The organism is Nocardia gamkensis NBRC 108242 (assembly GCF_001612985.1).
Taxonomy (GTDB): domain Bacteria; phylum Actinomycetota; class Actinomycetes; order Mycobacteriales; family Mycobacteriaceae; genus Nocardia; species Nocardia gamkensis.
In genome coordinates, this window is sequence record NZ_BDBM01000003.1 from 38,260 (window position 1) to 64,817 (window position 26,558).

The 26,558-nt window shown below is 65.8% G+C and carries 22 protein-coding genes and 1 pseudogene; 7 read left to right on the top strand and 16 right to left on the bottom strand.

The annotated features are described in order from the left end of the window. Positions 1-90: 90 nt before the first annotated feature. The gene (locus NG1_RS01750; RefSeq protein ID WP_062967304.1) at positions 91-936 is read right to left on the bottom strand and encodes a dienelactone hydrolase family protein; all 846 of its coding nucleotides are present in this window, start codon (positions 934-936) and stop codon (positions 91-93) included. Beyond that, entirely contained in the window at positions 933-4,928 is a 3,996-nt protein-coding gene (locus NG1_RS01755; RefSeq protein WP_062967306.1) for a type I polyketide synthase, read from the bottom strand. Before NG1_RS01755 ends, NG1_RS01750 begins: the two co-directional genes overlap by 4 nt. A 483-nt stretch (positions 4,929-5,411) precedes the next feature. Here NG1_RS01755 and NG1_RS01760 point away from each other — a divergent pair, with 483 nt between their 5' ends. Then, the gene (locus NG1_RS01760; RefSeq protein ID WP_168434042.1) at positions 5,412-6,191 is read left to right on the top strand and encodes an AfsR/SARP family transcriptional regulator; all 780 of its coding nucleotides are present in this window, start codon (positions 5,412-5,414) and stop codon (positions 6,189-6,191) included. A 165-nt stretch (positions 6,192-6,356) separates the two neighbouring features. On the opposite strand, the gene NG1_RS01765 is transcribed toward NG1_RS01760, so the two are convergent. The 4 genes from NG1_RS01765 to NG1_RS01780 form a co-directional block, all read right to left on the bottom strand. Then, entirely contained in the window at positions 6,357-7,262 is a 906-nt protein-coding gene (locus NG1_RS01765; RefSeq protein ID WP_062967308.1) for a toll/interleukin-1 receptor domain-containing protein, read from the bottom strand. A 181-nt stretch (positions 7,263-7,443) separates the two neighbouring features. Beyond that, complete coding sequence (locus tag NG1_RS01770) at positions 7,444-7,650, bottom strand: DUF5988 family protein (protein ID WP_062967310.1); 207 nt, start codon at positions 7,648-7,650, stop codon at positions 7,444-7,446. A gap of 824 nt (positions 7,651-8,474) precedes the next feature. Further along, a complete protein-coding gene (locus NG1_RS01775) occupies positions 8,475-8,960 on the bottom strand; it encodes a hypothetical protein (RefSeq protein ID WP_062967312.1) in 486 nt (161 codons plus the stop codon). After that, the gene (locus NG1_RS01780) at positions 8,957-9,667 is read right to left on the bottom strand and encodes a hypothetical protein (protein ID WP_084498633.1); all 711 of its coding nucleotides are present in this window, start codon (positions 9,665-9,667) and stop codon (positions 8,957-8,959) included. The genes NG1_RS01775 and NG1_RS01780 overlap by 4 nt, the downstream gene beginning before the upstream one ends. A 142-nt stretch (positions 9,668-9,809) precedes the next feature. Between NG1_RS01780 and NG1_RS01785 the strand changes: the two genes are divergently transcribed. Genes NG1_RS01785 through NG1_RS01795 form a run of 3 tightly spaced genes read left to right on the top strand, consistent with a single transcriptional unit; the run spans position 9,810 to position 12,723 of the window. Beyond that, positions 9,810-10,370 (top strand): hypothetical protein, encoded by a 561-nt coding sequence (locus tag NG1_RS01785; protein WP_062967316.1) that lies wholly within the window; start codon positions 9,810-9,812, stop codon positions 10,368-10,370. Between the two features lie 8 nt (positions 10,371-10,378). After that, on the top strand, positions 10,379-11,713 hold the full coding sequence (locus NG1_RS01790) for a Dyp-type peroxidase (RefSeq protein ID WP_062967318.1): 1,335 nt from the start codon (positions 10,379-10,381) through the stop codon (positions 11,711-11,713). Then, the gene (locus tag NG1_RS01795; protein ID WP_062967321.1) at positions 11,710-12,723 is read left to right on the top strand and encodes a hypothetical protein; all 1,014 of its coding nucleotides are present in this window, start codon (positions 11,710-11,712) and stop codon (positions 12,721-12,723) included. Before NG1_RS01790 ends, NG1_RS01795 begins: the two co-directional genes overlap by 4 nt. A gap of 312 nt (positions 12,724-13,035) precedes the next feature. On the opposite strand, the gene NG1_RS01800 is transcribed toward NG1_RS01795, so the two are convergent. Then, positions 13,036-13,674: a TetR/AcrR family transcriptional regulator gene (locus tag NG1_RS01800; protein ID WP_062967323.1), complete on the bottom strand. Its 639-nt coding sequence runs from the start codon at positions 13,672-13,674 to the stop codon at positions 13,036-13,038. A gap of 392 nt (positions 13,675-14,066) precedes the next feature. Between NG1_RS01800 and NG1_RS39295 the strand changes: the two are divergent. Next, positions 14,067-14,441 (top strand): annotated as a pseudogene (locus NG1_RS39295) (bifunctional 3-(3-hydroxy-phenyl)propionate/3-hydroxycinnamic acid hydroxylase); the annotation flags it as partial. 141 nt (positions 14,442-14,582) lie between these two features. Here NG1_RS39295 and NG1_RS01810 read toward each other — a convergent pair. From NG1_RS01810 to NG1_RS01830, 5 genes are all read right to left on the bottom strand, one after another. Further along, positions 14,583-15,671, bottom strand: a complete 1,089-nt coding sequence (locus NG1_RS01810) for an ABC transporter ATP-binding protein (protein WP_062967327.1) — start codon at positions 15,669-15,671, stop codon at positions 14,583-14,585. A 13-nt stretch (positions 15,672-15,684) separates the two neighbouring features. Next, positions 15,685-16,551, bottom strand: coding sequence for a carbohydrate ABC transporter permease (locus NG1_RS01815; protein WP_062967329.1), 867 nt, complete (start codon positions 16,549-16,551; stop codon positions 15,685-15,687). Beyond that, positions 16,548-17,390 carry a carbohydrate ABC transporter permease gene (locus NG1_RS01820; RefSeq protein ID WP_062967721.1) on the bottom strand — a complete coding sequence of 281 codons (843 nt, stop codon included), beginning with the start codon at positions 17,388-17,390 and terminating at the stop codon, positions 16,548-16,550. Before NG1_RS01820 ends, NG1_RS01815 begins: the two co-directional genes overlap by 4 nt. A 5-nt stretch (positions 17,391-17,395) precedes the next feature. Beyond that, a complete protein-coding gene (locus tag NG1_RS01825) occupies positions 17,396-18,703 on the bottom strand; it encodes an ABC transporter substrate-binding protein (RefSeq protein WP_062967331.1) in 1,308 nt (435 codons plus the stop codon). A 327-nt stretch (positions 18,704-19,030) separates the two neighbouring features. Then, positions 19,031-20,230, bottom strand: coding sequence for an esterase/lipase family protein (locus tag NG1_RS01830; RefSeq protein WP_062967333.1), 1,200 nt, complete (start codon positions 20,228-20,230; stop codon positions 19,031-19,033). A gap of 358 nt (positions 20,231-20,588) precedes the next feature. Between NG1_RS01830 and NG1_RS01835 the strand changes: the two genes are divergently transcribed. Then, positions 20,589-21,194, top strand: coding sequence for a YdcF family protein (locus NG1_RS01835; protein ID WP_062967335.1), 606 nt, complete (start codon positions 20,589-20,591; stop codon positions 21,192-21,194). A gap of 44 nt (positions 21,195-21,238) precedes the next feature. Beyond that, on the top strand, positions 21,239-22,276 hold the full coding sequence (locus tag NG1_RS01840; RefSeq protein WP_062967337.1) for a fused (3R)-hydroxyacyl-ACP dehydratase subunits HadA/HadB: 1,038 nt from the start codon (positions 21,239-21,241) through the stop codon (positions 22,274-22,276). A gap of 13 nt (positions 22,277-22,289) precedes the next feature. Here NG1_RS01840 and NG1_RS01845 read toward each other — a convergent pair whose 3' ends face one another. From NG1_RS01845 to NG1_RS01860, 4 genes are read right to left on the bottom strand one after another with little or no spacing between them, the layout of a single operon-like run. Beyond that, entirely contained in the window at positions 22,290-23,339 is a 1,050-nt protein-coding gene (locus tag NG1_RS01845; RefSeq protein ID WP_062967339.1) for an LLM class flavin-dependent oxidoreductase, read from the bottom strand. A 42-nt stretch (positions 23,340-23,381) separates the two neighbouring features. Then, on the bottom strand, positions 23,382-24,410 hold the full coding sequence (locus NG1_RS01850) for an alpha/beta hydrolase (RefSeq protein WP_062967341.1): 1,029 nt from the start codon (positions 24,408-24,410) through the stop codon (positions 23,382-23,384). After that, positions 24,407-25,357 carry an acyl-ACP desaturase gene (locus NG1_RS01855; protein ID WP_062967343.1) on the bottom strand — a complete coding sequence of 317 codons (951 nt, stop codon included), beginning with the start codon at positions 25,355-25,357 and terminating at the stop codon, positions 24,407-24,409. Before NG1_RS01855 ends, NG1_RS01850 begins: the two co-directional genes overlap by 4 nt. A 57-nt stretch (positions 25,358-25,414) precedes the next feature. Beyond that, entirely contained in the window at positions 25,415-26,359 is a 945-nt protein-coding gene (locus NG1_RS01860) for an RsbRD N-terminal domain-containing protein (protein WP_245659751.1), read from the bottom strand. Between the last annotated feature and the right edge of the window lie 199 nt (positions 26,360-26,558).

Consider the following 26,558-nt stretch of genomic DNA (forward strand, 5'->3'; position numbering starts at 1 on the left):
CCACCATTCGGTGGCCTTGGTAGTTCGAGAGCGAGAACGCACGTCACCGCGACACAACGTGAATCCGTAGCCTAGACCCGCTCGCACCCCCTACGAGCCACTTGTTCGGCTCGGGTCTTCGGTTCGCAGCACCAACTTTTCGCGCAGCAGGCTCAAGACCTGATCCAACGCATCACGCGTGGGTTCGCCCGGCTCGTCGATCAGATGCTCGGTAAGCACGGAGTGTGGCCTCAGAGGCGTGTCAGGATTCGCCGCCGAACTGTCCAGCACGATCGAAGTGAACGAGTCGCCGAGCCGCTCATGCAAGAAGTCGAAACGGTCGGCGGGAACAACAGGATCGTCGGCGAACCGAATCCCGAGCACCTCCAGTTCCTTCGACGCACAGCGTCGCCGGACGATCCCCAGGTCCTCCTCGGACACGTCGATTGTCCGTTTCCGGCTGTTCGTGATCGCGAGAGGCAGCGATGGCTGGGACATAACCGCAGCCAACATGTGTTCTTCGACCGCCATCGCCAGAGCGAACCCCCCGGTGAAGCACATTCCGACCACACCTACCCCCGGCCCGCCGCAGCGCTCGTGCTCGCTACGCGAAAGTGCTCGCAGCCAATCAACCACCGGCGAAGTTCGTCCTGTTGCGAACAGGACGAACTCCCTGCTGACACATGCGGGCACGATTACCGAGGCGCGATGCACCGCAGCCGCGACCCGGCCGCTCTGCGCCGGATCCCATCCGGGCGTGCCGAACAGGTGTGGCACCACGGCGGTACACCCGGTCTCCGATACGCGCCGCGCGAAGTCGAGAACCTTCGGCGTTATGCCCGGTACTTCTGCCAGCACCAGCACCGCCGGACCCGTTCCCCGCCGGTATACCGTGCGAGTTTTTCCGCCATACGAAAAACTGTGTCGCTCGAAATCATTCAGCATTTCATTGCTCATATCATCGACCGGTTTCGATGAATTCCACCTGCGAGAATATTTTCGATCCACCGTGCGACCACGGACGCGGTGTGAGCGGCACCTTCCTCCATCATGCCGAAGTGATCGCTGCCGACGACTTCGGTAGAGGAACCGAGGTTCCCGAGTTCGACCGCCGTTCGAGTCTCCGAACCACTTTCGACGATCAGTAACGGGCCCGCACCCTCCGCCATCCGCCATCCGGCGAACAGGTCGAGATAGGCGCTCATCGCGGTCAGTTGGACAGCACCCACCGCATGAAGCGGATGCTCGTTCTGGATGATCCGGGCAACGACGGCCTCGCGAAGCTTTGTCATCGTCTGCCCGTTCGGGGCATGCGTGTCGATGAGGACTGTGCCGGCGGGGGCGAGGCCGCGTTGTTCGAGACAGTCGGCGACGGAACTGGCGAGGTACCCGCCGGACGAGTAGCCGACCATGAAGTAGGGGGAACCATCCGAGGTACGTTGGACAACCTTGGCCAGCAATCGCACGATCGCGTCGGCAGTTGCCGGTAGCCGCTCTCCGTCCTGGAATCCCGGCGGGGGCAGGACGACGACTTCCCCGTCTCCATCGAACGCCTCGACGAAGCGCGTGTACTCGAACACGCTCGACAGCGCTGTCACCGTAGGAATGCAAATCACGCGGAACCGCTGCGATCCATTCTTGAGCCGAATCAAACCGGGCGCGACTTCGAGATCCGGATCGTCGAACATCGGCCGCAGACGTGACGCCGCGAGCAGCAAATTCATTCCGTCGTCGATCTTGCCCAATTCATGAGATCTACGGAATAGTGAAATTATCGTATCCGCGTCAGGACTATCCATTCGCCGTTCGAGAGTCTCGTCCGCCGAGGTCGACACCGGCGCCGCGGCCTCTGAACTCAACGGGCTGTAGAGGTTCGTCAGAGTCGCCGCACGGATGTGTTGGCCGAGTGTGTGTGGGGTGGGGTGGTCGAAGATCGCCGACAGCGGGATTCGCAGTCCGGTGGCCGCGCTCAACCGGTTACGCAGCTCGACCCCGGTCATCGAGGTGAAACCGAGATCGGTGAACGCGCGAGTGGCCTCGATCATGCCACCGTCACCATGTCCGAGCACGATCGCGGCCTGGGTCACCACCAACTCCACCACCAACGCCTCAGCCTCGAGATCGGACAACCCCTCCAAGCTCAACGGTGGTACGACAGCCTCGGTGACCGACAGTTCGCTCCCCACACCCGGACCACGATGCCCGGTCACACCCAAACCCGCCGCCGACACATCCCCCGCCGACACCGGCGTATCAAGCCAAAACCGCTGACGATCGAACGCATACGTCGGCAGCTGGACCCGACGCCCACCCGTGACCACCGCATCCCACCGCACATCCACACCCGCGACAAACGCCCGCCCCACACCCTCCAGCAACGCCGCGACCTGCGGACGATCCCCACCCTGAGTCGCCACGAACACCGTCGCACCATCACCACTGACGCACCCTTGACCGAGAGTGGTCAACGTCGCATCCGGACCCACCTCCACAAACCGCCTCACACCACGGTCCTGCAGCCACCGCACCCCATCCAGGAACCGCACCGTCTCCCGCACATGACGCACCCAATACCCCGGCGAACACAACTCCTCGACCGTGGCCTGCAACCCCGTCACATTCGACACCACCGCAATCCGCGGCGCCGCGAAACTCAACCCTTGCGCGACCTGCTCGAACTCCCCGAGCATCGGATCCATACACACCGAATGAAACCCATGACCCACCCGCAACCTTTTAGCTTTACCCCCTTGCGCTTCCCACCTGTGGACCAGTGGGGTCACCGCATCGTGTTCACCGGAAATCACCACCGACGACGGACCATTCACCGCCGCAATCGACACCCGCCCCGCACAACCGGCCAGCAAGGCCGCTGCCTCGGCTTCGCTGCCCTGCAACGCGACCATCACCCCACCCCCAGGGAGGGCTTGCATCAAGCGACCACGCGCAGCCACCAACACACACGCATCCTCCAGACCCAACACCCCCGCCACATGCGCCGCCGACAACTCCCCCACCGAATGCCCCATCACAAAATCCGGACACACACCCCACGACTCCAGCAGACGAAACAACGCCACCTCGATCGCGAACAACCCCGACTGCGTGAACACCGTCCGATCCAACAACCCCCCACCGTCGTCGTCGGCGAACACCACCTCCCGCAACGACCGACCCAACAACCCATCCATCACCCCACACACCGCATCAAACGCCTCAGCGAACACCGGATAAGTCGCATACAACTCCCGACCCATCCCCGCACACTGACTGCCCTGACCCGAAAACACCAACGCACTCAACCCCGCAACCGGCACACCCCGCACCACACCAACCGCGTCCCTGCCCTCAGCCACCGCCCCCAACCCAGCCAACAGACGCCCACGATCCACCCCGAGCACCACCGCACGATGCTCGAACACCGACCGCGTCCTCACCAACGAAAACCCCACATCCGCAGCCGACAGCTCCAGATCAGCCGCCACGAACTCACCCAACCGCCCCGCCTGACCACCCAACGCCCGCGAAGACTTCGCCGAAACTACGATCGGCACAACGGTATTCATAACTTTGTCACTCACAGGTGACGGCGCAGAAACGTCCTCGGACCGGTCGGTGTCGTCGGCGGGTACTGGCGTCCCGAGCTCGACCGGTGCCTGTTCCAAAATCACGTGAGCGTTGGTACCGCTGATCCCGAACCCCGAGACCCCTGCGAGCAGGTTTTCCCCACTCCGAGGCCAGGAACCCCTCCGCGTCTGCACCTTCAGGTTGAGATCATCCAGCGGAATATTCGGATTAGGCGTGGCGTAATTCAGGGAAGGCACCAGTTCCCCGTAGCTCAGACTCAGAGCCACCTTTATGATTCCCGCGATACCTGCTGCGCCTTCTAGATGACCGATATTCGTCTTGACAGAACCGACCATCAGCGGGCGGTCGTTCGGCCGTTCTACGCCCAGAGCCTGTCCCAGCGCCGCCGCCTCGACTGGATCTCCGACACTCGTGCCTGTCCCGTGCAGCTCGACATACTGGACATCTTTTGCCTTGACGCTCGCATCGGCCAGTGCGGACTGTATTACAGCGACCTGCGCCGCACGACTCGGTACGGTCAACCCGCCGGCGTGACCATTATTATTCGTCGCCGTTCCCCGCACAACGCAATAGATACGGTCGCCATCCGCGACTGCCCTATCGAGAGGCTTCAGGACGGCGACACCGCCGCCCTCCCCTCGCACATAGCCATTTGCACGAGAATCAAAAGTGAAACACTGCGAATCCGGCGAAAGCGCTCCGGCCTTCGCCATGGCCACCGAACTCTCCTGCGCGATTATCAGACCGATCCCCCCGGCAAGCGCCATGGCCGATTCACCGCTGCGCACGCTTTCGCATGCGAGGTGAAATGCAACGATGGACGAAGACTGTGCGGTATCGACGGACAAGCTCGGACCCGTCAGATTCAGCGCATGAGATATGCGATTTGCGATGGTCGCTCTGCTCGACCCCGTTGCCGAGTGGAGCTCGATGCCTGACACTCCTGCTCTGACCGATAACTTGGAGTAATCATCCGAGGACACCCCGATGAAGACTCCGACGCGGTCATTGCGCCGATTGTCCGACGTTATCCCCGCATCCTCGAAAGCTTCCCAGCCCAGCTCGAGCATCAGACGTTGCTGTGGGTCCATCACATGCGCTTCCCGCGGAGAAATCCCGAAGAAACCGGGGTCGAACCGATCGACGCTATCCAGGAATCCCCCCTTCAGAAGATTCACTCCGTCGACGATGCCAAGGGCATCATCCGAGAAATAGCCGGCATCCATGCGGGCTTCCGGAATGTCACCAACGGCAGTTTCACCAGATCGCAGAAGACGCCAGAACTCCATCGGATCGGCCGCTCCGGGAAATCTGCACGCCAGCCCGACGATCGCAATATTCTTACGCGACTCACCGCTCATAATCCACCCCGATCGATCGACCACTCACAACCGGCTCGCATGCGCACACGAAGCACATCCGACCTCAGGTCCCGCCGGTGCGATCCATCGATCCCGCCGGCCCTCGAAGAGGCAAAAGCCCCTCACACATGCCCCTTCGCAGCGTGATGCTCCCAACATAGAGCCTGGTGCTTAGGGATCTCTAAAGTCTGTCCAAAGCGACGTACTCGACCAGTTGGTCACCTAATCCAGGCACCGACCAGCGGGTGAACCTGCGATTCCAACCGCTCCTTGATGTGATCTATCTCTCACGTGCCATGAGCTCGCCGCACTGACCTCTGTTCCGACACCTCGCTAGAATCACGGGTAACATATCGGCAACAGTCGTTCCGGCTTTACGTTTGCCGTAGGTAGAGGCTTCAACTAGCTTCGAGGGTGGGAGTTATCTATCTAGTCGGATGCATGCGCCGAGGGGGTGGCAGTTATCTATCCAGGGAAAGCTGCATGCGTCAAGGGGAGAATACCGTGCATTACGAAATACTCGGGCCCATTCGTGTCTTCGACGGTCGGACCGAATCTCAGCTCAATGCCGAGAAAATAAGAACCCTACTTTCGGTGTTGATCATCAGACGCGATCAAATCCTTACCAAGGAACAGCTCATCGCCGAGCTCTGGGCCGATCGAGCGCCCCGCAGGGCTTGCGCGTCACTGCACGTCTACATTTCGCAGCTGCGGAAGTTGTTCAATCGCACCATCGACACCGCCAGCGGCATCACTACGTACGCATCAGGCTATGCGTTTTCGCTCGGCAGCGACAGTCTCGATCTGATCGAATTCAAGAAGTACACGGACAGAGGACGGCGCTACCTCCAGATCGGCGCGTCGGCCGATGCAGATCAGGAACTCACCGCAGCTCTGCAACTGTGCCGCGGTCCGGCACTTGGCGACCTGCGCGCCGACGGTCCGATTATTCGCGGGTTCGTCGCCTGGGCGGAGGAGGCCGAACTGGAAGCACGGAACCTATGGATCGAGACACAACTTTCACAGAAAAACTATGGCCAGCTCATCAGTTCTCTGTCTCAACTCATTTCCGAGTATCCATTACGTGAATCATTCCACCATCAACTAATGGTCGCCTTGCACCGTTCCGGCCGGCAACACGACGCGATAAATGTTTATCAGAGATTCAGCGAGAGCCTGAGCAACGAACTCGGCATCGGACCTTCGGCGACACTGCGATCGCTATATCACTCGATCATCGTAGGCGATGTCTCAGATGTCTGAGAACCTGCGCGCAAACGATTGAAACAACCATTGGAGTGGGCATCGAAGTCGGCTCCGAGCAAGTGCACTCGCCGAGCACCGGCGCAGCGACCGGCGCCCCCCGAGCACCATCCCGGGCAGCGAGAAGTAGCCCGGCGTACGCGCCTGAAGCTGCAGGCCGGTCCGTCATCCGCCACAATCGTCCAACGAATCCGCGGGCGCCCAGCGGCCGAGTGGAGCCACACCGTTCCGGTCCATGAATTCCAGCACGTCGCGACGCTGGGGTTTGCCGAGCTTCGGATGTAGACGGTCCAGCGCGGCCCATTCATCGGAGCATCCGGTCGCGCCGCGCGGCATCGCCTTGACGATCTGCAGGCAGATATTGCGAATCTCCGCCCTGTTCTGCATATGTTCGCCGATCCGTGCCGCTTCTCCGAACCGCCCGAGATCGACCAGGTGCACGGCGATCTGTTTCTGCTTGACTTGCGCGGCCTGCGCCGAGATCGCGATCGCGATCAGATCGTCCAGGCGATCACGAGCGATGAGGGCTCGAACGTCACCGGCCCGCACATTGGTGTGATTCGCGGTGACGGTGCGTTTCAGCCGTTCCAGGGTGCGCTCCAGATCAGCTACGGCCTGCCTCTCACGGATGCGCGGAATCTCCTTGACCATCTGGTGCGCTACAGGAGTAACACCGGAGGTCGGTTCGCACCCGGTTCGGTCGGCGATGGTGCGAAGAAAGCGGGTCAACGACGAGACGTCGAGCAGGTCGACAGTTTGGAATGCGCGCATCGGCTCCCACAACTGGTCGACGCCGACCTCGAGGAGCAGCGGTGTCGTCGGCTTACCCTGCATCCAAAAGCATGCCCACTCGGCCGAGACCCAAGGGCGGTGCACCGACTCCGGGGTGATGACGGTGAACAATTCGTCACTGTTCTCGATACCCAGCTTGATCTGTTCGATCCACGGGAGACCGTGCGGCGCGTCGTCGGGGAGGAGGAAGAACTCGACCCCGAGATCGTGTTCCAGCAGGCTGCGCAAGTACCTGACCACTCCGGCGTCGTAGCTCGTGTGGCTGAGGAATACCCTCATTCCGCTCCCCCTGCGCGGTTCGAGCGAGGTATCCCCGAGGCTCGGAAACCCCCCGCATCCTGTTCGATCCGGCTCGCCCGCTCGGATCGAAGCGAGCCGCGGGATCGCCTCACATCATGACACGAGAGCCGCAGATAGCGATGGAAAGTGCAGACTGTGCCGGGACTTGGTGCCGGAGAGCCTACGAGCTTTTCGGCGATATGGTCCGGTAGGTCCACTCGAATACACGCGCGCGGCCTATCGCGGTATTGCGAAACCGTGGTGTCGGGATGAAGTGCTCGTAGCCGCCACGATAGGGGATCTTGATTTCGGCGGTCGGCGCAAGCGGCAGAGCGTGTTCGGCCAGACCATCCGGTCCGCCTTCGAGATAGATGTTCAGTTGTGGCATGGCATGCCTCCCGTCGACGAAACAACGCACACGGGCCCTGATTGCCGATACGTCTGGCGGTACGGGGGCATCCCCGGCGCCGGGAAGGCGGAATCCGGGGATGCCAGGTCGTCTATTCGCGACTCCTTCCGGTTTGCGTGCAGACGTTGTCCGGTGGTCTCAGATGCACCAGACCACGCTGCCCAGGGGGAAGCAGATTGCCACTGATCCCCATCCTGATCCTGTTCCCCCGGCAGGAACGACCGCTGTGGATGTCGAACTGGCGGGCGCCGTTCCAAGAGGGGTGGCCGAAGCCGCCGGAGCTGCAAGAGTGGCCAGGGGCAAGGCAATAGCGGTTGCGGCGACGAACTTGCTCATTTTGCTGGACATATTTGTTGCCTCGATATCGAGTGATTGGTTCGATGCGCGTGCATTCCAGCCGACCAGCGATGTGGTGCCGTCGAACCAACATGACGGCTGGCGGGTGAGCGAAATCTGCCGAGACAGACAATGCCCGGCCGCGCCGACGATGACGCGCTTGTTTTGTTCTCGACCCCGACCCGGTTGTTATGGTCTCGCACGGCGAGCGTCAACCGTGCGGCGAAATTGCCGAACCACACCCTGTGCAGGACGGTCCGGCGCCAAGTCCTGTCGCGATTGCGTCGACCTGGCAGCTTCGACACCGGTACTCCGGCCGAAGCGATGACTTTTTCCGCGACGATGAGGAAAGGACGTGATTCAACCAGGTTACTGCGATCGGCCGGAAGCCACTAGAGGACGGGATGCGCCAGATGCCGGGAGTCTCCGTTTCGGGGCCCATCGGCGCCCGGCCGGGTGAGATCCGCTCACCGGGCGAGGCCGACGAGTGTCCGTAGGATCATGAAGACGGCGGCCAGGCCGAAGCAGGCGAGTCCGACGATCCAGACCGTGAACATCTGCCGCATCGGTATCAGGTTGCCCACCCATCCGGCGTCCAGGTCGGCGATGTCTTGTTGTGTTTCGAATGCCGTGCCGTGTGCGCCCCAGGTGCCGACCGCGAGTTCGTTCTGTTCGAAACGCTCCAGCCAGAGCACATCCTTACGTGCGGCGAGGCGATGGCTCGCCATCAGCATGATCGAAATGACCGACACGTTCAGCGCGAGCAGCGAGGAGGCGATCCGCGCGACGGCGTCGTTGCCTGCTCCCATCGAGATACTGAACAAGAAGGCCTGAGCTGTGAGGCTGACGGCAGGCACCTGCCAGAGCAGGTTGTCGTGTTGCAGGTGTCGGTCCGCCACCGCCTGATAGAGCATTTTCAATTCGGGCGAATGCCGCGACGGTGACTCGTTCATGAAAGCTGCCGCCGAGATTCGCCGCGCTCGTCGCGCTGCTGGTCGATCAGTCCGGCGCGAGCCAGGAGCAAGCCGCTGACCACGAGCACCCACACCGGGAACACCAGCGTCACCCACCGGTTCATCTCGCTGGCGACCAGCAGCGCCACAGCGAGCAGGTAGCTGAGACCGACGAGCCAACGGGGCATCAGCCTGGTCTTCGCCCAGATCGTCGCGAGCGAGATCATGAATACCGCGGCCATCCGCAACGCGTAGGTCTGGCTCGCCGAAACCACCACCATACGCCCGTAGTTGATCACCTCGGCGCGGGCGCCCTGGTCGGTAACGCTGTCGTTGCTCATCACCAGTCCCGCGGCACCAGCGGTCGCGACGAACATCATCGCCAGGAAGAGCAGTCCGCTGCCCAAGAATACCGACAGGAAGAACCGGTCTTCATACTGTCCGAACCCGTCGCGCACGACGCCTATGAACCACAGAAAGCTGATTCCGGCGAAGGGCATCAGGACTGTTGCCGTGGTGATCACGCCGTGCCGATCCTGTAGCCATTGCGTCGAATTCTCGGCATGTTCCGGCATCGTGATCCGAATCAAGACCAGCGTTGTACCGAGCAATGCCGCGAAGACCACCCCGGCCAGTGCGGCAGCTCGCGGCGTTGACAATCGACGCAGGGGCGGCGCAGGCTTGGTGTGTTGCGACGGAGTCGGCATGTAGCCATCCTGCCAAAATCGGGTGCCAGCCGACGTAATTTCGCGGGCGCGGCGATGCGAACGCCGGGCCGCGTCAGGAATCGAAAACGATTTTCGACTTCTGGGCCTCGGCTGGCTCACGCAGCGAAGGTAGGTGCACAATATGCCGGACGCCGATCGGGACTGGAGCAAACCAGCGGCGCTGGCCATTCCAGCAGAGGGCTACTTCGAACTGCAGCGCGGCCGATACGGTCCCATATATCCACGAACTCCGGCCTGCTACGGGTTCTCGATCATCGCCAAGGTCAAGCCCGGCCGGGAAGAGGCCATCCGCGCGCACGGCAAGCAGATCGAAGACGCGGTAGCCGCAAGCCCGGACGTACTGGCACCGCTGCGGCTGCACTACCTGCGGTGGCTGCTGTTCGACGTCGGTTTCGGACCGTATTTCCAATATCAGGGCATCTTCGATACCGATTTCGACAAGTACACCGAAGACGCCGTCATGCTGTTCACGCAGACCGGTATAGACACCGTTTTCACCAACCTCGAGGGATTCCCGGAGGATTGGAAGGAGAATCCGGATGCGTTCGTCGAATTCGTTCGTGAACATCAGTTTCCGAGTTTCCTCGAGTACGGCGAGTACCCTTACGTCAGCACTGAGGAGATCAAGAAGGCGCTGCGGTTGAAGGCGGCGTTCTCCGACATGCTCGATCAGATGCAGTAACCGGCGCCATGCTCGAACTCGACGATATCCAACACATCCTGCTGACCCGCACCCCAGCGGTGACCGGCCGCTATGAGTTCCTGTCCTTCGACGACCCCGCCGGGGGCCGAGCCTGGTTGACCGCGCTGCTGGACCGGGTGCAGTCGGCCGCGGACGTGTGCGCCACCATGGACAGCTCGCAGCGCTGGGTCACACTGGCCTTCACCTGGAACGGGCTGCGGGCGCTCGGGGTGCCGGAGCAAGCGCTTGCCACCTTCCCCGACGAGTTCCGTGAGGGCATGGCCGCCCGCGCCGACATCCTGGGCGACACCGGCGCCAATCATCCCGACAACTGGGTGGGCGGGCTGGCCGGTGACGACCTGCATGCCATCGCAATCCTGTTCGCCCGCACCGAGGCCGAACGGCAGCGGTGCACGACCGAACACGAGAAACTGGTGGTCGGCTGTCCGGGTGTGCGCGTGTTGTCGTTTCTCGATTTGAACGCGACACCGCCGTTCAACTACGCCCACGACCACTTCGGATTCCGCGACCGGTTGTCCCAGCCTGCGATCGAAGGGGCCGGCGAGGACCCGACCCCCGGCTCTGGCGCGCCGTTGCAGCCCGGTGAATTCATCCTGGGCTACCCCGACGAGGAAGGGCCGCCCCGGGGGCAGCCGCAGCCGGAGATCTTGTCCCGCAACGGCAGCTACATGGCCTACCGGCGGCTGCAAGAACACGTGGGCGCATTCCGGGACTTCCTGCGCGAGCACGCCGACACCCCCGACGGGCAGGAACTCCTCGCCGCCAAACTCATGGGCCGGTGGCGCAGCGGCGCCCCGCTCGTGCTTTCGCCGGACCGCGACGACCCCGAGCTGGGTGCGGATCCCTCACGCAACAACGACTTCAACTATAAAGAGATGGACCCGCACGGTTATGCCGTGCCGCTGGGCGCGCACGCGCGGCGACTCAATCCGCGTGACACCGCGGTGCATATGAACCGGCGCAGGATGATCCGTCGTGGCGCCACCTACGGGTCCGCGCTGCCACCGGACGCCTCCGACGACGGCGCGGACCGAGGTATCGCCGCCTTCATCATCTGCGCCAGCCTGGTTCGCCAGTTCGAGTTCGCCCAGAACGTCTGGATGAACGACAAGTCGTTTCACGAACTCGGCAACGAGCACGATCCCATTTGCGGCACCCAGGACGGCACCCTGGAGTTCACCGTCCCGAAGCGGCCGATCCGCAGGGTGTTCGCGAGCCTGCCCGCGTTCACCACGCTCAAAGGCGGCGCGTACTTCTTCCTGCCCGGTATCAGCGCCCTGCGCTACCTGGCCGGGCTAGACAGCCCAGAGGTGACCTCATGAGCGGTCTGCCGACGGCACGCACCTACAACCAGAGCCACATGCCGCGCAAGGCCGACGGGCGGCGGCGGATCAGCATCTACTGGACGTGGAGTTACCCGTGGGAAGCCCAACGCGACCCCGCCGAAATCTACAACCGCTTCTCCACGATGACCGAAGTCCGCAACGCCACGTGGCCGGCCTACGAGACCCCCGACTACGACAGAACGCATTTCCTGCAAGGCATCGCAGGCACTCTCGAACTGTTCCACCGCTCGACATTGGATTTCCAACGGCTGGCCGGGGAGGCCACCGGTCATCCCGTCGCGGTCTTCCAGCGCATCGACCAAGCCGGTTACACCCTGCCCATCGACGAACGCATCCTGGCCGACACCGACACCCTGATGATATTCGGGCTCGACCACATCCTCTCCGAACAGCAGGCCGCACCCGAGGAGAGCGACGCCATCGGTGAGTGGCTGCAACGCGAGGGCACCTGCCTGCTGCTCGCGCCGCACCACGACGTCGGCTTCAGCGACGACAACGCGCAGCGGCAAATCGAATACCGCCATCACGGCGATCCGCTGGTCCCCCGCCAGCAGCGATTCGGCCAGTACACGCGCTCGCTGATGAAAACGCTCGACGTGCCGATCCACAACACCTGGGGCCTACGCCCGGCGGTCGTGAACGGCACCGATCAGATCTCCCCCGTCACCGCCTACCGCGACCTGGACACACCCCGGCTCCTCGACCAGGTCACCACATTCAACTTCCATCCCCATCTGCCGCACTACCAACTCACCGCACCCGAAGACGACTCGCTCCGTGTGCTGGCCCGCCAGCGCGTCGACCCCACCCGCCCCCACCCCTTCACCACCGCGGGCAACACCGAATTCAACGCCCTGATCTGGATGCCGCCCACCGGGCGACGCACCGGCGACATCGTGCTCATCGACTCCACCAACTTCACCACGCTCTTCGGCGGCACCGACAGCCTCGAACACCTCTGGCACAACCTCGCCACCATGAAATGACCACGACCAGCCCGGCGAGGAGGCTCGTTGTGAACAGCCCGGACGACCCGACAACGGTGGTGCTCCGATACGTCGACGCCTTCAACAACGCCGACCCGTGCAGATACTCGACGGAATGTCGCCACATGTGTGGCACGAGCCGACAGCCAGTGAAGATTGGAGGAGGGACGTACAAAAGGAAGGCAGCTGACAGCCTGGGCTCGGGCGAAAGGCGCCTGACCGGGGCTGCTCGACGACGATCCTCCGCGACCGGCGCCGGGCCCGGCTGCTCCAGGCGTGGCACGAGTTCGAGGCGGCGGCTGGGCGCGCCGCTCAGAGCTGCGGGATGTCGGGAAGGTCGCCGGAGCTGAGACGCTGCGCGGTCCGCTTGTTCATCCCGAACATGCGCAGGATGCGGTAGGTCATCTCGTCCGACAGCGCGTCGGCGTCGGCGGACGGGTCGGCATCGAGCAGTTGCAGCAGCCCCAGCATCGCACCACCGGCGGCCATGACAGCCAGGTCCGGATCCATCGGCTCGAATCGGCCCGCCTCCTGGGCCGCGCGGATGTCGCGGCGGGCGCGTGGCGCGAGGCCCTCGTCGAGCAGCATCACGGCCATGCCGGAGTTGAGCACCACACGCACCATCTCCGGGATGCGCCGCTGCAATCGACCGGTCATCCGGAAGCTCACGGCGAACACTTCGGCCGGGTCCTCGTAGAGGGCCACGATCTTGTCGCGCATTTCACTGTAGACCTGCAGCGCCGAGCGGACCGCCTCGTCGAAGAGCTGGTCCTTGGACTCGAAATGGTTGTAGAACGAGCCGAATCCCACGTCGGCGGCCTCGGTGATCTCCTGGATGCTCACCACCGATCGCCCTTCGGACAGGAACTTGCGCGCCGCACCGAGCAGGGCGTTGCGGGTGCGCTCACGGCGGCGATCGGTGCGGGTACGCACCACTGGTTCGGCAGTCATCAGACCTTTCCTGTTCGTTCTAGAGAAATCATAACTGAGGGATCAGTCAGTTACGATTCGCGAGGCAAAGCAGGTTCTGATCGAATCCTCAATATCGGGTTGACAGATTCCTCCATCGTGACTGATGATTTCATCACTAGAGCTGTGGAGGTGGCCGTGCCAAGCACTGACAACGGAGTCGAGGCCGGGCGGATGGTCCGGGTCGGCGACCGCGGCGTGCCGATCGAGGAGGCACCGCCGAGCAGACCGCGCTGCGCGGGGTGGAACGCCTGTGGCGCTTCCCGGCCCGAAAGGCATCGCCACCGAGCCTCGGTGGATGGATCCGCCAGGCGAAGATCAAGCCCGCCCCGCGCTTCCGCCGCGGCGCCTAGCTGGGCCTGCCTCGCCCGCTGATCCGCGGAGTTCAGGGCAGACTCGCGCCCCAGCCCGAGATCCGCACGTACCAGGGCAGGCACCAGCGACTCGACGACACGCTCGGCCTCGGTTTCGCCGTCCTGGGTTACGGGTCCGACCCACGCCGCGCCTTCTCCCCCGCGGACCTGGACGTTCTGCGCGCCCTCGACACCCGCTTCGTGACGGTCTACCCGCTGGGCGGCCGCCCGCAGGGCGAACCGGGCGACGGCCGCGGCGACCTCACCGACATCGAAGACCACACCGGCGCGCTGGTGCGCTGGTTCCGCCGCGCCCGGTTGCGTCCGGGCGGAGTGGTCCTGCTGCGCCCGGACCGGTACGTCTTCGGCACTGCCGAACCGTCCGAGACCGCCGCACTGATCGCGCGCTACGGCGTCAACTGCACCTGCCGACCCCGCCGGCCGGGCTCACACAGCCCGCCTCGGTCCGGTTGCCCGAGCCTGCCGCACCGTCGGCCGAACCCACATCCGCCTAGTGCAAGGCGGACAGTTCGGTGCTCACCCGACCGGCAGGAGCATTCCGGTTTCCGGGTCGTACCAGCGGCATGCTCCGGGAGGCAGGTGCAGATTCGCTGTGCCGCCCTCGGCGGCGCGGAAGCCCGGCGGCGCTTGTACTTTCACCGTCTGCCCGCTGAGGCGGGTGGTGAGCAGGGTCGAGGAGCCGAGCGGCTCGAGCACTTCGAGCTCGGCCCGCACTGTCGCGTCCGCTGGGCCGTCGGCCAGCACGACGGCCTCGGGGCGGATGCCGAGCCGTAACGTCTTGCCCTGGAAGGAGGACAGCTCGGGAGGAACGGCGAGCGATTGCCCGCCCAGGTCGATGCGCGGCCCGGCTGCTCCGGCGGCGACGGTGCCGGTGAGGAAGTTCATCGGCGGGCTGCCGAGGAAGCCCCCGACGAATTCGGTGGCGGGGTCGTCGTAGACCTCGGTGGGCGGGCCGCACTGGACGATCGCCCCGGCGCGCATCACGGCGACGCGGTTGCCCAGCGACAGCGCCTCGATCTGGTCGTGGGTGACGTAGATCGTGGTGGTGCCGAGTTCGGCGACGAGTCGTTTCAGCTCGGCCCGGAACGACAGCCGCAGCAGCGCGTCCAAGTTGGACAGCGGCTCGTCCATGAGCAGCACGTCGGCGTCCATCACGATCGCACGCGCTACCGCGACGCGCTGGCGCTGCCCGCCCGACAGCCGCGCCGGGTAGCGGTCCAGGTAGGGCGTGAGCTGCAACAACTCCGCGGCCCATGCGACTTTGCGACGGATCTCGTCGGCGGGCACGCCGTGCACGCGCAGGCCGAAACCGATGTTGTCGGCGACCTTCTTGTTGGGGAACACGGCGTAGGACTGGAACACCATGGACAGATTGCGCCGCCGCGGCTCGAGATAGGTGACGTCCTTACCGCCGATCACGATCTGACCCGAGTCCGGCAGCTCCAACCCGGCGATCATGCGCAGCAAGGTGGTCTTGCCGCAGCCGGACGGTCCGAGCAGCACCATGAACTCACCGTCGGAGATCTCCAGTGAGACCTCGTCGGTGGCGCGCGCCGTACCGCCGGGATAGGTTTTCGCCAGATCCCGGACCACCACTTCAGCCATCAGCGAACCCCTGTCATCGCAGCGTCGTCCCCCACATGTTCACCAGGTAGCGCCGCATCACGAAGATGAACGCCAGCGCCGGGATGATCAACGCGAAGCCGCCCGCGAAGCGGTACGCCGTCGACGCCTCGTCCAGCGCGGTGAGCACCTGCGCGGGCAGCGTGCGGTGCCCGAGTGTCACGATCGTCGCGCCGAGGATCTCGTTCCACGACAGGACGAACGTGAAGATCGAGGACGCGGCCAGCCCCGGCAGCGCCAGCGGCACCACGATCCGGCGCGCGGCCTGCCAGCGGCCGCATCCGAAGACCTGGGCCGCCTCCTCCAGATCGGGCGGCACCGCGACGAAGATGCTCGCCGTGATGAGCACGGTGGTCGGCAAAGCGAGCGTGGTGTGTACCAGCGTCACGGCCAGCACCGTGTCGTACACGTCGACGCGCAGGAACATCGTGGCCAGCGGCACCGAGAGCACCACGATCGGCAAGGCGCGCACGAAGAGGATGAAGACCTGATAGGTGTCTTTGCCACGAAACGCGTGGCGCGCGAGCGCATATCCCGCGGGCGCGCCGATCACCAGGGACCAGAACACCGTGTAGAGGCCGACCAGCACCGAGTTGCCCAGTGCGGGGGCGGTTCCCGTCGCCCGGAAGAACGCGACCAGCGTTTCGGTGGAGAAATCGCTGGGGATCAGCGGCTTCGGGAACTCGTTGAGCGCCTCGCGGGAGGAAACCGCGGCGAGGCCGATGAGAACGATCGGCAACGCCATGAACAGGCTCACGGCCGAGCAGGCCACCTGCACCCACACCGCGCGCCTGCGCCGCCTGCGCAGCGGCGCGCGATCGACGGGTGGCAGTGCGCGCGACGGTGCGCTGTCCGGGTTCATCGCGTCTGCTCCGGCTGCCGGACCGCCCGCAGGTAGAAGGCCGCGGTGGCGAGCGAGATCGCGAGCACGATCAGCGAGACAGCGCTGGCGACCGCGGGATTCTGCAGATTGGCGTACCACTCGTAGGTCTCGCCCACCAGCAGCGGAAAGTCCCGCCCGGTCAATGCCTGCGCCACGGCGAACGCCTGCAGGGCCAGGATGGTCCGCAGGATCAGCGCCACCTGCAGACTCGGCCCGAGCAGCGGCAGCGTCACGTGCCGCAGCCGCTGCCAGAAGTTCGCGCCGAACACCTGCGCGGCCTCGTCGTAGTCGCGCGGGATCATCTGCACGCCCGCCACCACGATCACGAACACCAGCGACGTCGCGCGCCAGACCTCCGCCACCACCACGGCCAGCAGCATCGTGCCCGCGTTCTGGTAGCCGAGCCAGTGCACGCCGTCGTCGGAGACTCCGAGGCCGACCAGCAAGGAGTTCAGATAGCCGCGGTTGTCGAAAATGGACAGCCAGACCAGGCCCGCGGCCAATTCGGAGATCGCCAGCGGCAGGCACCACAGGTAGAAGTGGCCGCCGGCGAACCGCGGCCGCGCCTGCATGAGCAGCGCCATGCCGACGGCGAGCGCGAGCTGGATCGGCACGACGATCACGATCAGCAGGACCGTGTTGCGCAGTGCGGTGAAGATGTAGGGATCGTCGAACAGTCGCTCCCAGTTGGCGAGGGTGAGTCCGTCGTCGCCACGGAACGCCTCGAGCACGCCCTGCACGAGCGGCCAGCCGAACAGCGCCGCCATCAGGACGATCGAGGGCAGCAGCAGCATCCACGGGGAGCGCAGTCGCGACATCACGGTCAGCCCACCCGGCAGAGTTCGGCGGCGGGATCCGGAGCCCAGCACGGCACCTTCAGGTCGTCGAGGATGCCTTGCAGGACCCGAGCCTGCTGATCCAGCGTGGCGCGGATATCGGCTCCGTCGAGCACGATCGAGCGGAAACTGTCTTTGAAAACCTTGCTCACCTCGCCTTCACGCTGTCCGAGACCCACCGGTGGCAGCGAAAGAATGGCGCCGGGCGCCTCTTGCTGCCTGCGCACCGCGTCGGCCTCCAGCTGGATGGCCGGTGGCAGGTCGCCCGGGATCGCCGTGTCGACCGACGGGAAGAAACCGTTGGAACGCAGCAGCCGCAGTTGAGTGTCCGGGCGGGTGAGCGTGCTGATCGTCCGCTGCGCCAGTTCGGGGTCCGGGCTGCCCTCGGGAATCGCGAGTCCGGCGATCACGGCCATGTAACCGAGTCCGTGCGAGCCACGGGGCGCGGGAAGCATCCGCCAGTTGCGCGGGTCGCGCTCGGGGGCGTGGACCACGCGCACGACGTGGTCCCACGCCAAGCGCACTTCGCCGCTGTCGAGCGGCTCCTGCATGAAGTCGAAGTTCGTACTCGCCGGAACGCAGTTCGCCCACAGCTCACGCAGGTATCGCCACGCCGTCACAGCCTCGTTCGAGCGGAAGGTGGTGATCTGCCTGCCGGTGAACGAGGGCAGCAAGAAGCCCTGGACGAAGCGGTGCAGCAGGCCCTTGGGTCCCGCGGGCAGGCCCAGCACGGGACGATTGCCGTTGGCGCGGCGCGCGGCGATGGCCCAGTCCAGGAACTGGTCATAGGTCAGCGACGCGGCGTCGGCGCCGGACGGCAGATGCTCCAGCGCCTCCGCATGCGCGGCAAGGACATAACTCGCCGTGGCCCACGGGATGTACCACGTGCGGTCGGTGCCCACCCTGGCCAGTTCCAGGTAGGCGGCGGGCCAGCCGCGGGGGCCGAGGTCGGCGACCAATCCGGTGAGGTCTTGCAAATAGCCGTCGGCGAGCGGCGCGATGTCGCCGTGCAGGCCGCCGAGCAGGCCGATCTGCGTCGCTCCCGCGTCGACCTGGCTGCGGACCTGGCTCGCGAACGGGCTCTCTTCGATGGTCACGTAACCGACGCCGGGTGCGGCATCGGCGAGCAGGCCGCGGAACCGTTCGGCCTCGTCGGCCGGACGGAACTGCGTGGACAGGAAGATCATTCCGCCGTTTCCGCTGGTGGCGAATCCGGTGCAGGCGGCGGACAAGGCCGCCGCGCCGAAGCCCGCCGCGCGCAAGAAGGATCTGCGCGTGGAACCGGATACCAGCATGCATGGCTCCTGTTCGGGCACAAAGCGGTTCGGACGAACATCAGGTCGGTCAACCTTATGGCGCTGAAGGACATTGTCGATTGCCAATGTTGGCGATAGTGCACGGAACGGAACGTCGCGGAACACGCCGATGCCCACCGAGCAGCGGGTGCGAGGGCCACTCGGTGGGCATACCGCCGCGCGCCGGGGACGTACGCGCCGGACAGGGGCGGGTTGAGAGATCCCGTCCGGCGGGCAGAAACGCGTGGCGGCCGGTGCTCCCGTCGAGCAGGCGGGCGGAGTCGGGGCACAAGCCACGCCGCTCGACGGGAGCAGGTCATCCGGTGATCACAGCGAGCCCCCGCCGCCGAGCAACCACGGGTTGAAGGTGCACTCCAGATTCGGATGGCCGGCCGGGTCCAGCGCGCGCAGCGCGATGGACAGCGCCCGCGGTGAGTACATCATCGTGAGGTGGTCGGACACGTCTTGTTCGCATCCGTCCTGCAGCGTGATGTTCTGCACCGTGACGCCGGGCGCCGGCTTCAGGAAGGTCAGATCGTAGGGATTGGTGATCTCGTCGTAGCGGGTGCCGACCACGGTGTAGTCGACCCCGGAGACGGTGTCGCCGTTCTCGTTGAGCTTGTTGACGAAGTCCGAGCCGATCGTCTGCTGGATGCCCGCGTGCCCGACGAAGATCTCGATGAAGCCGAGGATGTCGATGCCGAAGTTGTTGATCGCCCGGCCCAGCGCACCGATGCCGTCCAGACTGGTGCCGTGATGCGTGGCGCCGTAGGTGATCAGGTTCTTCACCTTGGCCGCGCCGCCTTCGAACTTGGTGTACCAGTTCGACATCGACCCGCCCTGCGAATGCGCGACGAGGTCAACCTCCGACGCCCCGGTCGCGGCCAGCACCCGGTCGACGAAGGTGGCCAGCTGCTTGGCCGAGTCCTGGATGTAGCCGGTGCCCATCACCCCGGGCAGCACCGATCCGAGACCGCCGCCCTCGAGCAGGTTGGACCGGCCGTAGTTGAAGGTGAAGGTGCAGAAGCCCGCGTCCTTGATGGGCTGGCCCATGAAGGCGAAGCCGTTGTAGGCGTTCATCCAGGTGCCGTGCACCAGCACCACCGGGCGGGGGTGCTCGGCGGTCGGCTTGCAGCTCCAGTCGTTGGCACCCGGCGGGGCGACGTCCGGATGGGTCAACCCGTAGCCGAACGCGGCCAGCCACGAGGTCATCGGCGGACCGTAACCCACGGTGTCGCTGGCGTATCCGCCGGAGGATCCCGAGCTGCTGCCGGATCCGCCGTAGCAGTCCCCGGATCCGTTGCCCGACCCGGCGCCGCTGCCCGAGGTGCAGGCCGAGCCGGTGCCCGCACTGCCCGAATCCGCCACCGGCGCGGCCGTGCGGCCCGCCGCGATGTAGTCGGCCAACTGCTGTTCGGTGGGCTGAGCCTCCGGCGCCGCGTTCGCGCCGGACGCACCGACGGCGAGCACCGAAACGCTCAGCAGCACCGCCGCCAAGGACGATCGCCCGTAGGTACTTCGTTTCATGATTTGCCTTCCTGCAGAACCACGGTGTTCGACGACCGGCGCCGTTCTCGCTGGTAGACGGCACCGAAGCTGCGCCAACGCTAGAACCGGAAAACGGGACGGCCTATGCGGAAGAGCTGGATCTGGAGACCTCACGAATGCGTTCGGCCACGGCTAGGGAGACGGCACAAAGTACGCGAAAAGGGCATTTTCATGAATTCGGCGAATAGGTCGGCCGGCACAAGCCGATGGCGCCGAAACGGTGAATTTTCCAGATCACCAGGCGATTACGGTTCCGCAACGGCCGACGGCCGCATCATGGATGGACGCTGAACCCAGCCATCGGTGGCCATCCGGTGGCTAACCACTGGGAGATCCCGTGTCCGCCACCATGGTTACCCTCGCCCGCACCGTGCTGGGCGCGTTCGCTGTCACCGCCGCGCTGACCAACCCTCCGCACGCCGCCGCGGACGGCCCTGGCTCCGCCGACGCGAGCCCCTCGATCACCGCGCCGTTCGCCCTCTTCCCCGCCCCGACGCCGACGGTGCGCGGGCCGGTCACCGCCATCGTCGTGCTCGGCTACGGATTACTGCCCGACGGCGGCATGCGCCCGGAACTGATCGATCGTCTGCACGCCGGATACGCGCAGGCGCTGCTGGCGCCCTTCTCACCGATCATCGTGACCGGCGGCAACGCGCGCAACGGCGTCACCGAGGCACGGGCGATGGCCGATTGGCTGATCGCCCGCGGCGTCCCGCCCGCCAGGATCGAGCTCGAGCCGGAGGCCGACACGACCGCGCAGAACGCCGTGCGCTCGGCCACGATCATGCGCGCGATCGGCGCACGCGACGCCGTGGTGATCACGTCGGCCGACCACATGGACCGGGCGGTGGGCACCTTCCACGACGCCGGGGTGGACGTCGTCGGCACCGTGACCCCCGAGCAGGTGCCGCCCGCACTCTGGCGGTTCGGTCCGCTGCCCTGACGGGATGCCGCCGTCGATTACCGTTTCGCAATACAGGAGCAACCATGAACGAGACCGCGGTGAATCCCGCCGAACAGGCGATGTCGCTGGTCGACCATCGTTACCGTTCCACTCTTCGCTACGAGGTGGAACGGGAAAAGATCCGTGAATTCGCCCGCGCCGTCCAGGATTCCCATCCGGCGCATCGAAGCGAGGCCGCCGCGGCCGAACTCGGCTTTTCCGGACTCATCGCGCCCGCGACGTTCAGCTCGATCATTCTCACCAGGGTGCATCGCGAAATACTGGACAAGCTGATCACCGGTTACGACCCGACCCGGATTCTGCACGCGGACCAGGTCTTCGACTTCGGCAGGCCGTTGGTGGCCGGTGATCGGCTGACCTGCGACATCTATTTCGAATCGTTCCGGCACTTCGGCGACTACGACGTCCTCGCGATCAAGAGTGTGTTGATCGATCAGCACGGGGCCGTGGTGCAGACCGGTTCCAGCGCGCTGCTCGCGCACGTCGGCGAGCGTGATCCCGGATCGGCCGATGCGGCGCGCAAAGTCGCCATGGGTCATCGCTGCCCCGAGGAGCCGGCTGCCGGCAGCACCGTCGTCCCGGCCGCGGTGGACTATCTCGCACCGACGCCGGACACCCGGATACCGCGCACGCGTGTGGATTTCGAAGACCTGGCGGTGGGCACCGAGCTGCCCGTTCGCACCATGCGCCTGTCCCGTGGCGACCTGGTCAACTACGCCGGCGTGACCGGCGAATCCAATCCGGTGCTGTTCGACGAACGCGTCGCCGTCGCCAGCGGCCTGCCGACCGTGGTCGCGCCCGGCATGTTGAAACTCGGGCTGGCCACCTCGTTCCTGAGTTCCTGGCTCGGTGATCCCGCGGCGGTCACCCGTTTCCGCGCGCAATTCGCGCACAACACCCATCACCTGCGGATACCGTCGTTGGGGGCGGGCACGATCCACTTCCGCGGCCGGATCACCTCGATCGATGCGCGCAAGCGGCGGGCGACCATCGCGGTCGACGCGCGCGCCGAGGGACGCAGACTGTTCGGCTACGCCGCCGCCGAAGTGCTCTTCCCGTAGGCGATAGCCGGGATCAGGCGGCCCGGCCGGACCGCGCGTCCGCGCGATCGCGGTCTGCGCGGTCGGGCGACAGACCGGTGAGCAGCGCCAGGCGGCGATGCGAATCCAGCCGCGCCGCGCGATCGTAAGTGCTGGTGTGCACGAGGATCTCGGCCGCGCCCGTCCTGGTCACCAGCCGCTCGAGGTGGTCTGCGACCTCGTCCTCGGTGCCGTACAGATGGCCGCGCAACCCCTCCTCGACGATTCGGCGCTCCCGGTCGGTCATGGTGCGTGCCTCGATCTCGGCGGGCGGCAGCAGGGGCGGGAACTCGCCACGGGTGCGCGCGTACGCGGCGGACCACGCCTCCGGCAGCAGCAGCCGGTGGGCCTGCGCGGTGGTGTCGGCGATGACGATCGAACCGGAGACCATCACGTAGGGTTCGCCGCCGGCCAGAGCGGGACGGAATTCGGCGCGGTAGCGTTCGATGGCCTCGACCATGCGGTCCTCGTCGCCGGCCGGGGCGATCACCAGCGGCAGCCCGAAACGGGCGGCGCGTTCGGCGCCGGAGCCGGTCGCCAGCAGGAACGCGGGAACCCGCAGTCCCTCGGCGGGCCAGGCGTGCACCCCCCGCCTTCCCTCGGTGAAGTACGCCAGGAGTTCGGCGAGCCGGGCGTCGAAGTCCTCCGCGTCGCGCTTGTCGTGCCCGAGCGCATGCCGCACGCCGTCGGTGAAGCCGACCGAGCGGCCCAACCCCATGTCGATGCGTCCCGGGTACAGCGATTCCAGCACGCCGAACTGTTCGGCGACCACCAGCGGCTGATGATTGGGCAGCATCACGCCGCCCGTGCCGATGCGGATCCGCGAAGTCGCCGCCGCCGCGGCCGCCGCCAGCACTGTCGGCGCCGAACCCGCCACGCCGGGCACGCTGTGGTGCTCGGACACCCAGAAGCGGTGATAGCCCCACTCCTCGGCGAGCCGGGCGAACTCGACGGTCTCCCGCAGCGCGGCCGGATGGCTCTGACCGCGCCGTACGCGCGACCGATCGAGGACGGAGAACCGGACAGAGGACAGCGCCGAGGTCATACCGATGTCAACGCGAGCGCGCCGCGCTGATTCCGCGCCGATTCACGGCGCGGTGGGCACTCCGAGCGCCTCCGCCAGTACTCGCCAGGCCCGCGGCAGCTGGGCCTGGAAATCCGGCCAGGTGTGCATGCCCTCCGCGGTGTACTCCACGGTCGTGGGAATCCGCAGCTCGGAAAGGCGGGCGGCGAACCGCTCGGTGCAGGCACGGGCGCCCGCCTCCAGCGCCGCGCCGCCGCCCGCGGTGCGCAGCGCGTCCGCGACCGACGGGGAGTTCGCGACCGCCACCAGGTCGGCGCCGGTCGGCAGCCCGGCGGCCGCCGAGAGGTAGACAGCGGTGCCACGCAGGTTCTCCGCATGCAGCAGGCTGTCGTGCGCGGCCCATTCCGGTGAGGACGGCGGGCCCCAGAGATTGTCGACGTTGCCACCGCGCGAGGCGACCGTGATGGTGGTGACCGCGTGACCGAGCGGGTCCGCGGTGGAATAGCACCCGCTCATCCCGGCGACGGCGCGATACCAGCCGGGGTGGCGCTGGGCGAGCATCATCGCCGCCTGCGCCCCCATCGACACCCCGGCGATGGCGCGGCGGCCGTCGGTGCGCAGCAGCGATTCCACGATCGGCGGAAGCTCGGTGGTGAGGAAGGTCTCCCAGCGGTTGAGTCCCAGCGCGGTGTCGTGGCGGACCCAGTCGCTGTACATGCTGCCGGTGCCGCCGCCGGTCAGCACCACGTCGACCGGTTTGCCCGCGAAGAATTCGGCGGCGCCGCCCTTGCCCAGCCATGCCGATGTGGCGTCGCCGTCCACGCCGTCGAGCAGATACAACACCGGGCGTGGCGCCTCGCCGCTGCCGCGCAGCACGTCGACCGAGATGATCCTGCGCATCGCCGCGGAAGCGATGGAGAGCCGTTCATGCCCCTCGGCGACCTTTTCGATCGACAGCAGCCCCGTACGGGTCATGGCCGGGTCCACCGCGGGCGGCGGGGCCTGCGGCACCGGATCGGCGAACACGGGGGCAGCGGTGACCGCGGCGATGAGGGCCATCGCCGCCGCGGTGATCGGTACGCGCGACCTCATCCTGCCGCAGCGGCCCGTTCCGCTCGTCTGGCCGCCGCGCGCTCGCGCTGCTCCTCGAACCGTCGCGCCTTCAGCTCCAGGTCCTCGAGGTAGGCGTGCAGTTCGTCGCGGGCGCGTTCGCCGTCGCCGGTCAGGTCGGTGCGCTCGAAGACATGCCACGTGCGCAGTACCGGGCGCACGACCACGTCGAGATGCTGGCGCAGATCGTAGATGCCATGCTTGGCCAGCAGCACCGCGTTACGCCGAAAGTTCGGCTGGGACAGGCCGGGCATCTGAAAGCGGGTGATCACGGTGGTGATCGCGCGCAGCGCTTCGTTCGGCACGAGGTCCAGAGCGGCGGCGCTGATGTTCCGGTAGAAGATCATATGCAGGTTCTCGTCGGCGGCGACACGTTGCAGCATACGCTCGGCGATCGGTTCCTCGCAGGCCGCTCCGGTATTCCGGCGGCTGATCCTGGTCGCCAGCTCTTGCAGTGTGACGTAGGCCACCGAACGCAGGAACACTTGCTCCGTGTCGGGTTTCGCGAAGCCGGAGGTCATATGCGCCATCCTGGCCTGCTCCAGCAGCACCGGATCGACCGCGCGGGTCACCACCAGATAGTCGCGCATCACGATGGCGTGGCGGTTCTCCTCGGCAGTCCACCGGCCCACCCAGGTGCCCCACACCCCGTCCACGGAGAACGCGTCCGAGATCTCCCGGTGATACGACGGCAGATTGTCCTCGGTGAGCAGATTGGTGATCATCGCCGTCTGTGCGACTTCGGAAAGTCCGGATTGTCCCGGTTCCCAATCGATTCCGCCGAGGGCGGCGAAATTACGCCCGTCGTCCCACGGCACGTAATCGTGCGGATTCCAGGACTTGGCCTTGCGCAGATGATCGTTGAGCAGGCGTTCGGCGGTGGGTTCGAGTTCGCGTAGAATATCGCGATCGGTCAACGCGGTGGTCACTCGCACTCCTTTGCTCACCCTCGATTTCAGGGCACGTTCGACGATACCGGCGAAATTTCAAGCCGAACGGCCGATTACGTGATCGTTGGGCGAGGTGACGATGGTCATATGACCCGGCTGGGGCAGTTCACAACCCGCGATGTCGCCCGCGTCGGCCACCCCGTACAGCCCAGGGGGCCTGCCCGCCGCCCGCAACCGGTCCAGCAGATCGTGGGCGCGCCCGGCCAATTCGGGAATGCGCGCGGTGCGCCCGGTGGCCACGGCGGCGGTCAACGGCACCTCGGCGGCCTCACCGACGATGGCCAGCACGTCAGGGGTCATGCTGAACGTTCCGGTGCGGGCGGGCACGTCATCGATCGGCACCAGCACCGTGCCGCCGGCGGCGGACAGCACCGACAACGCCCGTGAGCCTAGCGGATCGGCCAGCGCGGCCTGGACCCGCCGGAGTTTGCGCCGGGCCGCGTCCGTGCCCGTGACGGGTCTTCGCTCGTCCGGGTGCGCCGGAATGCCCAGCGCCACGACCTGATAGGACCGTGCGATCGGAATGCCGGTCGCCCTGGCGAGCTCGCCGACCGCGTGCCCGCCCAGCAATGCGGAGACCAGCGTCTGGGCGGCGGTCTGATGTTCCCGCGCGACCGCGCGATGCTCGTCCACGTAAGCGGTCGACGCCGCCACCGTCACCATTTCCAGGACGTGGATCGCCAGTCGCGCACCCGCGAGAAAATGGTCGGTCCGCTCGTCGGCGGCATCGTCTGCGAGCAATTCCAGCCCGTTGCGTATTTCGTCGTGATACGCGCCGAGCACCGTTTCCAGCGCGATGCCCTCCCGCGCCCAGCGCGAGGCGAAACCGGCGATCTCCGGGGGTCGCGACGCCGCGTGCGCCGGACGCGGCGCCAGCAGTTCGGCGGCGGCCGCCAAACAGTTTCGCGCGGTGCTCGCGACGTCGCCGGAGGCGTCGTGGCCGACGCGCTCGGCGAGGTGTTCGACGAGTTTCGATGTCAACGTCTCGGTACTCGTTCTCGGCTGCCTGCCCATCATGCCTTCCGAAGGTTAGCGACGGATCGTGATGGAATCGAGATATGTCGCGCCGAATCGGGTAAGTCATCAGTGGTCGACCGACCGGTTGGGCACGATCACAAGCTTTTCGAACGGATCGAGGCCGACGGCGTCCGGCACGGACAGAACCACTCCGGCACCGCGA